A 10518-nucleotide genomic window follows, 5' to 3' on the forward strand; every position below is an offset into this window, starting at 1 on the left:
CGCTCCACCGACACCGAGTCGCCGAACCACTGGTGGGCCAGCTCGTGCACGATCGTCGTCTCGCTGCGCACGGCCGAGTAGGCCGGCTTGCTCTGCACCTCCAGGGAGAACCCGGCCGCGGGCATGTCGTCGACGATCGCGCCGGTCTCCTCGAAGGGGTAGGGGCCGAAGACCTGCGACCAGTAGTCGGTGGCCGCGGCCGTGACGGCGTACACGTCGACGGTGTTGCTGTTCGCCAGCACCGGGTCGATGGCGACGTAGATCGGGATGCCGGAGGGTGTCCGGCCGGTCCTGACGTCGAACTTGCCGATCGTGGCCGTCGCGAGATAGGTCGCCATGGGCCGGCTCTCGCGCCAGTGCGTGTACGTCGAGCCGCCCTTGTCGTACGTCGAGACCAGCCGGCCGTTGGAGACCCCGGTCAGGCCCTTGGGGGCCTTGATGCGGATGTCGTAGGTGGCCTTGTCGGAGGGGTGGTCGCTGGAGGGGAACCAGGTGGAGGCGGCGTTGGGTTCGCAGGCGACGAAGACGCCGTCGGGGGTCTTCATCCAGCCGTAGTCGGAGCCGAAGATGATGGGGCCGTTCAGGGGCTCGGGGACGCCGCCGTAGGTGACGGCCACCCGGAAGTCGTGCCCCTTGCGCACAACTGCCTTGGGAGTGATGTGCAGTTCGTCGCCGTCGCGGGTGAAGTCGGCGGGTCTGCCGTTCACCTCGACCCGGGTGACCTCCAGTTTCTGCAGGTCGAGATCGAAGGACGACAGGGGCTGGGTGGCGCGGGCGGTGAGGGTCGTCCGGCCGTCGAGGCGGTCGGTGTCCGGGTTGTACGCCACGTCGAGGGCGTAGTGCCGGGCGTCGAAGCCGCCGTTGCCGAGCAGAGGGAAGTAGGAGTCGCCGATGCCGGGGGCGCCGGGAGTGGGGGCGGCGGAGGCGGCGACGACAAGGAAAGAGGCCGCCGCGGTCGCGAGGGCCCCTAAGCGTGCCGAACGGGAGAGTGCCATGGACGTCCCTTCGGTGCGTGGTCCGATCAGACGGATACGGCGACTCTGCCCACCCCTCACCCGTCATGTACACGACTTTGCCAACTTGTCATGCGCCATCCAACGGTTGACTCCTGTCGGGCCCGGCAGGGACTCCCCGCCCCCACCGGCAGACTCCGGGAAAACGGTGCGCTTTTTTTCGAGAGCTTTGCCAGATATTGCACGACCCACAACCGCAAGCTCAATTCTTGCTCAATCCCCCGAAATGCGATTGACCGCCCTCCGTCAAAATCCCTAGGCTCGCTCGCGCTCGGCGGTTTTCGCCACAGCGAGGGCCGGACCATTTTTTTCTCTGGGGAAATTCTCATGCGCAAGAGAGCAATGCTGGGCGCGCTTCTCATGGCCGCCTCGGTGCCCGTCGTCGCGGGGGCGGCGCCGGCGTCCGCGGCCCCGCGGTCGTGCCCGGTCACCTACGGGGTCCTCATCACGTCGCACAAGGCGTACCGGCTGCCCGCCAAGGGCGCCTACTACAAGGACGGCCCGGGCGGCACCATCACGGCCTCGGTGACCCGCGCCACCACCATCTCCTACAGCCTCTCCGCCTCGCTGGAGGTCAGCGCGAGCTACCTGTTCGCCTCGGCCAAGGCCTCCGTGAGCGGCAGCATCACCAAGTCCGTGGCGGTCACCACCGGCCACACCTACTCGCACGACATCAGCGCGCACAGGTACGGCAACCTGCAGTACGGCTCCAACGGCTACAAGGTCGGCTGGCAGTCGAACCGCACGAACCCCAACTGCTCCACCACGGTGCTGGCGACCGGCACGGCCAAGCTTCCGGCGACGTCGGTCGGCTGGCACTACTGGGAGACGAAGTCCTGACCTCGAAAAGCCGCACGGCGCGCGAAATGCCCCGGCAGTCCTTTTCGGATTGCCGGGGCATTTCGTTCTGACGAATTCGCCGCCTACTTTTCGGCGTCGGTCTCCGGGTTTCCGGAATCCGCGGCGGGCGCCTGCTCGGCAGGCTCCTTCGGGGTGGCCTCGGCATCGTGTTCCGCGACCTCCGCCGCCACCGCCGCCGACGTCTCCGCCGACTCCGCGAGGATCTCGTCGGAGACCAGCTCGGCGGCCTCCTTGGCCGCGGTCAGCAGGACGGTGTCCTGCGGCGCCTGGTCCGCGAAGTTCTCCGGGTGGTGACAGGCGACCTGCTGGCCGGGCTTGAGCTCGACGAGCTTCGGCTCGGTCGTCCGGCAGATCTCCGTCGCCTTCCAGCACCGGGTGTGGAAGCGGCAGCCGCTCGGCGGGGAGATCGGCGAGGGCACGTCGCCCTTGAGCAGGATGCGCTCGCTCTTGGCGCTCCGGCGCCGCGGGTCCGGGATCGGCACCGCCGACATCAGGGCCTTGGTGTACGGGTGCATCGGCGCCCGGTACAGCGAGTCCCGGTCCGCCAGCTCGACGATCTTGCCCAGGTACATCACCGCGATGCGGTCCGAGACGTGCCGGACGACCGAGAGGTCGTGCGCGATGATCACGTACGTCAGGCCGAGCTCCTCCTGGAGGTCGTCCATGAGGTTCACGACCTGCGCCTGGATCGACACGTCCAGCGCGGAGACCGGCTCGTCCGCCACGACCAGCTTCGGCTTCAGGGCGAGCGCGCGGGCGATGCCGATGCGCTGGCGCTGACCGCCGGAGAACTCGTGCGGGTAGCGGTTGTAGTGCTCGGGGTTCAGACCGACCACCGACAGCAGCCGCTGGACCTCCTTCTTGACCCCGCCCTCGGGCTCCACGCCCTGGAGCCGGAAGGGGGCTCCGATGATCGTGCCGATGGTGTGGCGCGGGTTCAGCGAGGAGTACGGGTCCTGGAAGATCATCTGCACGTCACGGCGCATCGGGCGCATCCCGCCCACGCCGAGGTGCGTGATGTCCCTGCCCTCGAACTCGATGGAGCCGGCGGTCGGTTCGAGGAGCCGGGTGATCAGCCGGCCCATCGTCGACTTGCCGCAGCCCGACTCGCCCACGACACCGAGGGTCTCGCCGGAGCGGACCTCGAAGTCGATGCCGTCGACCGCGCGCACGGCGCCGACCTGCCGCTGCAGCAGGCCCTTCTTGATCGGGAAGTGCTTCTGGAGCCCGGTCACCTTCAGCAGGGTCTCGCCCGGCGCGACCCCGTCCTTGACGGCCGCCGCGCCCTCGCTCTTCGCGGGAGTGGTCACAGCTTTGTCCTCGCTCACAGCTTCGGCGCAATCTCTTCGGTCCAGATACGCTCCCGCTGCTCTGGCGTCAGATGGCAGGCGGCCCAGTGCTGGCTGCCGACCTCGGTCAGCTCGGGGCGCACCGTGCGGGTGACGTTGTCCTTCGGGATGTCCGCGTAGGGGCAGCGCGGGTTGAAGGCGCAGCCGGACGGGATGTTGATCAGCGACGGCGGGGAGCCCTTGACCGGGATGAGCCGCTCCTGCTGCTCGCGGTCCAGGCGCGGCATCGAGCCGAGCAGGCCCCAGGTGTAGGGGTGGCGGGGCTCGTAGAACACCTTCTCCGCCGGGCCCCGCTCCACGCAGCGGCCGCCGTACATCACCAGGATGTCGTCGGCCAGCTCGGCGACGACGCCCAGGTCGTGGGTGATGATGATGACCGCGGAGCCGAACTCCTTCTGCAGGTCCCGGATCAGGTCCAGGATCTGCGCCTGGACGGTCACGTCCAGGGCGGTCGTCGGCTCGTCCGCGATGAGCAGCTCGGGGTTGTTCACCAGCGACATCGCGATCATCGCGCGCTGGCGCATACCGCCGGAGAACTCGTGCGGGTAGTTGTCCACCCGCTTGTCGGGCTGCGGGATCCCCACCCGGTCGAGCATCTCGACCGCGCGCCTCTTCGCGGTCTTCTTGTCGACGTCGTGGTGGATGCGGTACGCCTCCACGATCTGCTGACCGATCGTGTAGTACGGGTGCAGGGCCGACAGCGGGTCCTGGAAGATCATGGACATCTCGCGGCCGCGGAGCTTGCGCACCTCGTCCGGGTCGGCGGACAGCAGCTCGGTGCCGTCCAGCCAGATCTCGCCGGAGATCTGCGCCTTGCGCTTGCCGTACTGGCCGGCGGTGTGCAGGCCCATGATGCCGAGCGAGGTCACCGACTTGCCGGAGCCGGACTCGCCCACGATGCCGAGGGTCTTGCCCTTCTCCAGCTTGAAGGAGAGCCCGTCGACGGACTTCACCAGGCCGTCGTCGGTCGGGAAGTGCACCTTCAGGTCGCGCACTTCCAGGAAGGACGTCGGGGCGGGCGAGGTGCTCGTGGGCTCGCCCACGGCAGCTCCGCTCTTGCTCAGTTCCGTCATGCGAGCCTCACTCGGGGGTCGATCACGGCGTACAGGACGTCCACCACGAGGTTGGCGATCAGCACCGCGAGAGAAGTGATCAGGGTGACGCCCAGGATGATGGGCAGGTCCTGGGTCTTGATGGCGTTGAGCACCGCCTGGCCGAGGCCGGGCAGGCTGAACGTCGTCTCGGTCAGGATCGCGCCGCCGATGAGGGCGCCGAGGTCCATGCCGAGCATGGTGAGGATGGGCGTCATCGTGGAGCGCATGGCGTGCTTGCTGATGACGACCTGCTCCTTGAGGCCCTTCGCGCGCGCCGTGCGGATGTAGTCCTCACCGAGGATCTCCAGCATGGTGGCGCGGGTGATGCGGGCGTACATCGCCGCGTACAGGAACGCGAGGGTGACCCACGGCAGGATCATGCCGCCCAGCCAGCCGGTGAAGCTCTCGGTGAGGGGCACGTACTTGCCGTCGATCCAGCCGAGGCCGTAGCTGAAGATCGCCAGCGACAGCAGACCGGTGAAGTAGATCGGCAGGGACACACCGCCGAGCGCGATGACCATCGCGCCGCGGTCCCACAGGCTGCCCCGCTTGAGCGCGGAGAGCACACCGGCCGCGACACCGAAGACCAGCCACAGCACGGCGGCACCGAGCGCCAGACCCAGGGTCACCGGGAAGCGGTCGGTGAGCACGGGCCAGACGTCCTGCTCGGTACGGAAGGAGTAGCCGAAGCAGGGCGCGGCGCAGTGGGTGATGTCGCCGCCGGCCGAGTAGGTGCGGCCGACGAAGATGCCCTTGAAGAAGTGCCAGACCTGAACGAAGATCGGGTCGCTCAGTCCCAGCTTCTCGCGCACCGCTGCCACCGACGCCGGGTCGGCCTGCTTGCCCACGAAACTTGAGGCGATGTCCACGCCCGCCCACTTGGGGACGAGGAAGAAGATGCAGAAGACCACCAGGATGATGACCACCAGCATCACTGCGGCGGCGAAGAGCCGCCTGATGAGGTAAGCGAGCACAGCTAACGGCCCGCCGCAGGACCGCGGGCCGCCGGAGGTCTTCCGGTGGCCCACGGTCCCGCCGCGCCGGCCTTCACCTGCCTTTCGTGCCGTTCGGCGGGTGTGCCGGGTTTACTTCGTGGACTTCAGACCGATGTTGACGAAGTCGTAGTAGCCGCTGAAGGCGTTCGACGTGTAGACGTTGCCGATCCGCGAGGAGCGGAAGTTCAGCAGGCGCTCGAAGGTGAAGGGCAGGTAGTACGCGCCCTCGCTCACCTTGTGGTTGATGTCCGTGGCGATCTGGGTCTTCTTCGCCTCGTCCTGCGTACCGATGTACTGGTCGAACAGGCCGTCGATCGTCTTGTCCTTGATCATGGCGAAGTTGTTGTTGCCGCTCTGCAGGATGTAGTGGCTGCTCCACAGCGGGATGCCGTAACCCTGGACGGTCGGGAAGTCAGGACCCCAGCCCATGATGATGATGCCGAGCTTCTTCTTCTCCACGTTCGCCGGGGCGCCGATGATGCCGGAGCTCTGCGAACCGTCGTACTGGTAGATGTCGGCGTTGATGCCGACCTTCTTCAGCGACGCCTGCAGGGACGTGGCCGTGGCCACCTCCTGCGCCTTGTTGTTGCGGACGGCGATGGTGGTGCTGAAGCCGTTCGGCTTGCCGCAGGCCTTCAGCTCCTTCTTGGCCAGGTCGGCGTTGCCGTTCTTGTTGGCACCGGAGATGCCGTACGGGTCGTACTTCTGGCCCTCGGAGCCGGCGACCGACGGCGGGAGCATGTTGGTGCCGATGTCACCACCGGCGATCGGGCCACCGCGCGCGGTCTGGATCGACACGTGGTCGGCGGCGTAGATCACGGCCTTGCGGCAGTGGATGTTGTCGAACGGCTTGACCGTCTGCGGGAAGACCGCGTAGCGGATGAAGCCGGAGACCGGGTTGTCCAGGTTGCCCTTGTGCTGCTTCAGGGCGATCTGGCGCGCCTGCGGGCCGAGACCCGTCTGGCTGGCGTCGATGTCGTAGTCGCCGTTGATCAGACGCTGGTCCGAGTCGTTCTGGTTCGACGAGATGTCCAGCGTGATCTTGTCCGGGTACGCCTTGCGGACCGGGTCCGAGGACGCCTTCCACTCGGTGTTGCGGACCAGCACGAGACCCTTGCCCGGGCTGTACGACTCGAACTTGTACGGGCCGGAGGAGAAGGGGTGCAGCGTGTACTTGGCCTTGGTGTCCTTGTCCTGGCGGATCGGGGACGCCGTGACCATGGCGAGGACCTCGGGGAAGTCCGAGTTCGCCTTGGGCAGGTGGAAGACGATCGTCTTGGCGTCGGGCGTGGAGATCGCCTTCAGGCCGAGCTTGTCCTTCGAGGTGTCCTTGTAGGGACCCTTGTAGGTGTTGTTCGGGTCCAGCATCTGCTGGAGGTAGATCGGACCGCCGGACAGCACGTCCTGCGCCCAGACGCGCTCGATGCCGTACTTGATGTCCTGCGAGGTGATGGCCTTGCCGTCCTCCCACGTGATGCCGTCACGCAGGTGGAAGGTGTAGGTCTTGCCGTCGGAGGAGACCTGACCCATGTCGGTGGCGAGGTCCGGGGTGAGCTTCGCACCCTCGGCGCCCGGCTGGGTCTTGTAGGTCAGCAGCTGACGGCTGTAGTAGCGCGCGAAGTCCCACATGAAGCCGTAGTAGCCACGCGTGGTGTCCCAGAAGTCGGCGTCCTGGGTGCTGACGTACTTGAGGGTGCCGCCCTTCTTGACCTGATCGGCCTGGGCGACCTTGTTGTTCGCGGCGTCGAAGCCGGCCGCGCCGGACGACGAGCCCCCCTTGTCGTTGCCGCCGCCGCACGCTGCCAAGGTCAGCAGCCCGGCGACCGCGGCAGCAGCGGCCAACGCCTGCTTGCGCCGCCCTGAGGTGCGTTGGGTAGTCACGATCTCGGATCCTCCGGATTTGATGAGAGACCCCGTGCTGGTGCCACGGGACGCTTGCGGTGGGGCGGTCAACGGGAACCCTTCGGGTCCAGCGCGTCCCGCACGCCGTCACCGAAGAGGTTGAAGGCCAGAACGGTGATGAAGATCGCTACGCCCGGGACGATCATGTACATGGGGTCCGAGTCGTAGTAGTCGATCGCGGTCGACAGCATCTGCCCCCACGAGGAGGTGGGCGGCTTGACGCCCACACCCAGGAAGCTCAGTGCCGCCTCGGTGAGGATGTTGGTCGGGATCATCATCGTGGTGTAGACGATGATCGGCGCGACGAGGTTGGGCAGCAGTTCCTTGAACAGGATGTAGAACCGCCCGGCTCCCAGGGACCGTGCCGCCTCCACGTACTCCCGCTCACGCATCGACAGGGTCTGGCCGCGCACCACGCGCCCGATGTAGGGCCAGCCGAAGAAACCGATGACCAGGATCATCACGAACACGCGGACGCTCGATCCGGTCAGCCCGAGCATGTCGTTGGGCATGACGGAGACCAGCGCGATGATGAAGAGCAGCTGGGGGAAGGCCAGGAGGCCGTCCATGACGCGGCTGATGACGGAGTCGACCCAGCCGCCGAAGAAGCCGGCCAGGATGCCCAGGATCGTGCCGAGGACGACGGCGACGATCGCGGACAGGAAGCCGACGAGGAGCGAGATCCGGGCGCCGTAGAGGACACGGGCGAAGATGTCGCGGCCGTTGACCGGCTCGACACCGAGCCAGTGCTCCCCGCTGATGCCGCCCAGCGACCCCTTGGGCGTGCTGAACAGGGGGTCGATCAGGCTCTCGTGGTAGGCGTCGGGGTCCTGGCCGTAGGCGCTGGCGATCAGAGGGGCGAACAGCGCGACCAGGATGAGGAGGAGCACGATGACGCCGCCCGACAGGGCGAGCTTGTCCCGCTTGAGGCGCTCCCAGGCGATCCGGCCCAGGGAACGACCCTGTACGGCCTTGGCGCCGGCTGTGGCAACCGCTGCTTCCTCGGCCGCGCTCGGGGCCGCTTCCGCAGTCGGCTCGTGCAATGGTGCCGTCATCTGGCAGGGACCCCTCTTCGATTCAACCGGCGGTGGCCGGCCCGCACTTGCCGCTGTGGCGGCGTGATCAGCCGTCGTACACGGGGACGAACTCCCCTGGAGCGGGAGTCTTCAACGCTTTGGCGATCTGTTGCCAGACTTGGCGGTGAATGGATGCGTAAACGTGATGCGGGCTGGTGGGTTCCGTTATCCGGACAGTGGGTAACGGGGGCCGGACGTGACTTTTTTCGGACATTTGGTTTACACGTGGATCAGTCGGCGGTATCTACGCGCGCAGAACGCGCCCTCCGGTCTGAACCAACAGCGGGTGTCTCAGTCTGTGTCGCCCTGGGCGGACGCTCAGTACCCACCCCGCACCGGGGGGTAGCCGTAGCCCGCCGCGGGCGCCTGTGCGGGGGCGGCCGCCGGGGCGTGGGCCTCGCGGTCGTAGAAGGGGCGGGCGCTCGCCCGCATCCACAGCGCGACCGGGTCGAAGTCGTCGGACATCGCCACCGTCGACACCGGCAGCCCGTCGGGTACGGCGCCCACGGACTGCTGCATCATCGCGCGCACCGAGTCGACGGCGCCGGGGCTGGTGTCGTAGACGTCCAGGCCGATGGCGAGGTAGGGCGCGCCGAGCGCCGGCTGCACCCAGGCGCGGCGCAGGGAGCGGACGGCGGGGGTGCGGTGGGCGTTCTGCGCGAGGAGGGCGTAGAACTGCGGGATCTCGATGGCCGGCTCCGTCAGCCGCAGCGGGCCGGCCGGCTGGCGCTCCAGGCCGGTGGCGATCCGGCGCAGGTCCAGCCAGGGGATGCCGACGCCGCCGCCGGGGGCGTGCGGGTTGAGCCAGAGGCCGAAGTGGTCGGGGTAGAGGGTGCGGGCCACGTCGAGGCCGTCCACCACCTCGTACGACCTGTTCCAGCCGCTGGCGCTCAGTTCCTGTGCGGAGGTCACGCAGGGGGCGTAGCCGTAGCCGTCGACCTCCATGTTCCCGTACTGGGCGTCCGGGGAGCCGGCCTGGCCGTGCCACAGGAGCATCCAGATCTGACCCGAGCCGGGGGTCGCCAGGGCGCGGAGGAGTGCCTCGTAGGCGTCGTAGCGCCCGGGCGTCACCTGGCGCAGCATGTGCTCGACGCTGCCGCTGAGGCTCGCGCTCACCTGTCGTACCGCCCCTTCGAGAAGTTGCCCCGCATTGAGTGACAGCTTAAGCGCCCGGTGGCTCGGAACCGGTGGTGCGTACGGCGTCGCCGCCGCGCCCGCTAGAGGTGGTCCCTGAGGAAGAAAGGCCGTACGTGGTCGCGCATCCACACCGCCACCGGGTCGTCGGTGACGTCCAGCAGGACCAGGTTGACCGGCCACTGGGTGGGGATCCGGGTCACCGCTCTCTCCAGCGCCTGCAGCGGCAGGGCCCTGAGGTCGCCCTCCCGCTGGGAGAGCTCCACGCCGACGAACATCACCGGGTCGGCCGTCTCCACGGCCGCGAGGCAGCGCCGGGCCGTGACGACCACGCCCGTCTCCGCGAACTCCGCCGCGGCCGCGGCCAGGAAGTCGACCGGGTCGTCCTGCCAGTCCGGTTCGTAGAGCTTGACCCGGCCGCCGGAGGCGGGGCCGTCGAGGGGGGTGCGGCCCACCCGGCACAGCTCGGCGACCCCGGCGGGCGGCAGCGGGATGCCGACCACGCCGTCGGGGTTGACGAAGAGGCCCACCTGCGGCGGCAGGCCGCGGGCGAAGTCGACCGCCGGGGCGACGGTGTACGCCATGTGGCTGCCGACGACCTGCCGGAACTGCTCCTCGGAGCTGAACACCGGGACGAAGGCCTGGCCCTCGATCTCCAGGGTGGGCAGGTCGACGGGGCCGGTCTGCGCGCCGCCGTTGGGCAGCGGGATCCACAGGTAGCTGCGGCCGAGCACCTCGATGATCCGGCCGCCGGCGGAGGGGACGCCGAGGGAGGCCGACAGCACCTCCTCCAGCTCGTTGCCGGGCCAGCCGCCGTGCGGATGGGGGTGCGCCTGGGTGGGAAAGTCCGCGGGGAGATCCGCTGGGAAGTCCATCTGTCTACGACCGCCTGCTGAGAACCACTGCTGAGGCTGGCAAGGCTAGCGGGTACCGCCGACAGCGGCCCCTTTCCGCGCACGGCCCGGCTCGCACGGGGCCGGGCCTGGGGTGAGGCTGGGCCCCTGGTGCGTGCGGGCGCGGGTCGGGAACCGGGTGCGGGCCCCCGCCGGGCGGCGCGGGTCGGGAACCGGGCGCGGGCCCCCTGCCGGCGGCAC

9 protein-coding genes are annotated in these 10518 nt (G+C 68.5%); 1 reads left to right on the forward strand and 8 read right to left on the reverse strand.

The genetic code is table 11. The annotated features are described in order from the left end of the window. The coding region (locus M8J74_RS33505) for a M1 family metallopeptidase (RefSeq protein WP_249840035.1) at window positions 1-995 on the reverse strand (995 nt) is incomplete at its 3' end. A gap of 345 nt (window positions 996-1340) precedes the next feature. On the opposite strand from M8J74_RS33505, the gene M8J74_RS33510 reads away from it, so the two are divergent. Further along, window positions 1341-1853 carry a hypothetical protein gene (locus tag M8J74_RS33510; RefSeq protein WP_249840036.1) on the forward strand — a complete coding sequence of 171 codons (513 nt, stop codon included), beginning with the start codon at window positions 1341-1343 and terminating at the stop codon, window positions 1851-1853. Window positions 1854-1936: 83 nt separating this feature from the next. On the opposite strand, the gene M8J74_RS33515 is transcribed toward M8J74_RS33510, so the two are convergent. The 7 genes from M8J74_RS33515 to M8J74_RS33545 form a co-directional block, all read right to left on the reverse strand. Then, window positions 1937-3184, reverse strand: a complete 1248-nt coding sequence (locus M8J74_RS33515) for an ABC transporter ATP-binding protein (RefSeq protein ID WP_249840037.1) — start codon at window positions 3182-3184, stop codon at window positions 1937-1939. Between the two features lie 14 nt (window positions 3185-3198). Beyond that, window positions 3199-4296: an ABC transporter ATP-binding protein gene (locus tag M8J74_RS33520; RefSeq protein ID WP_249840038.1), complete on the reverse strand. Its 1098-nt coding sequence runs from the start codon at window positions 4294-4296 to the stop codon at window positions 3199-3201. Continuing rightward, window positions 4293-5291 carry an ABC transporter permease gene (locus M8J74_RS33525; RefSeq protein WP_249840039.1) on the reverse strand — a complete coding sequence of 333 codons (999 nt, stop codon included), beginning with the start codon at window positions 5289-5291 and terminating at the stop codon, window positions 4293-4295. Before M8J74_RS33525 ends, M8J74_RS33520 begins: the two co-directional genes overlap by 4 nt. A gap of 111 nt (window positions 5292-5402) precedes the next feature. Then, entirely contained in the window at window positions 5403-7193 is a 1791-nt protein-coding gene (locus M8J74_RS33530) for an ABC transporter substrate-binding protein (RefSeq protein ID WP_249840040.1), read from the reverse strand. Window positions 7194-7261: 68 nt separating this feature from the next. Beyond that, window positions 7262-8269: an ABC transporter permease gene (locus tag M8J74_RS33535; protein ID WP_249840041.1), complete on the reverse strand. Its 1008-nt coding sequence runs from the start codon at window positions 8267-8269 to the stop codon at window positions 7262-7264. Window positions 8270-8608: 339 nt separating this feature from the next. Then, window positions 8609-9373, reverse strand: a complete 765-nt coding sequence (locus M8J74_RS33540; RefSeq protein WP_283948925.1) for an enhanced serine sensitivity protein SseB C-terminal domain-containing protein — start codon at window positions 9371-9373, stop codon at window positions 8609-8611. A 134-nt stretch (window positions 9374-9507) separates the two neighbouring features. Beyond that, window positions 9508-10299 (reverse strand): enhanced serine sensitivity protein SseB, encoded by a 792-nt coding sequence (locus M8J74_RS33545; RefSeq protein WP_249840043.1) that lies wholly within the window; start codon window positions 10297-10299, stop codon window positions 9508-9510. Window positions 10300-10518: the final 219 nt, after the last annotated feature.

Source organism: Streptomyces panaciradicis (genome assembly GCF_023516615.1).
GTDB classification, from domain to species: domain Bacteria; phylum Actinomycetota; class Actinomycetes; order Streptomycetales; family Streptomycetaceae; genus Streptomyces; species Streptomyces panaciradicis.

Excerpts from the sequence above, each read along its gene's own strand:
- M8J74_RS33545 (WP_249840043.1), bottom strand. The coding sequence starts at position 10,299 with ATGGACTTCCCAGCGGATCTCCCCGCGGACTTTCCCACCCAGGCGCAC.
- M8J74_RS33540 (WP_283948925.1), bottom strand. The coding sequence starts at position 9,373 with ATGCTGCGCCAGGTGACGCCCGGGCGCTACGACGCCTACGAGGCACTC.
- M8J74_RS33510 (WP_249840036.1), top strand. The coding sequence starts at position 1,341 with ATGCGCAAGAGAGCAATGCTGGGCGCGCTTCTCATGGCCGCCTCGGTG.
- M8J74_RS33535 (WP_249840041.1), bottom strand. The coding sequence starts at position 8,269 with ATGACGGCACCATTGCACGAGCCGACTGCGGAAGCGGCCCCGAGCGCG.
- M8J74_RS33520 (WP_249840038.1), bottom strand. The coding sequence starts at position 4,296 with ATGACGGAACTGAGCAAGAGCGGAGCTGCCGTGGGCGAGCCCACGAGC.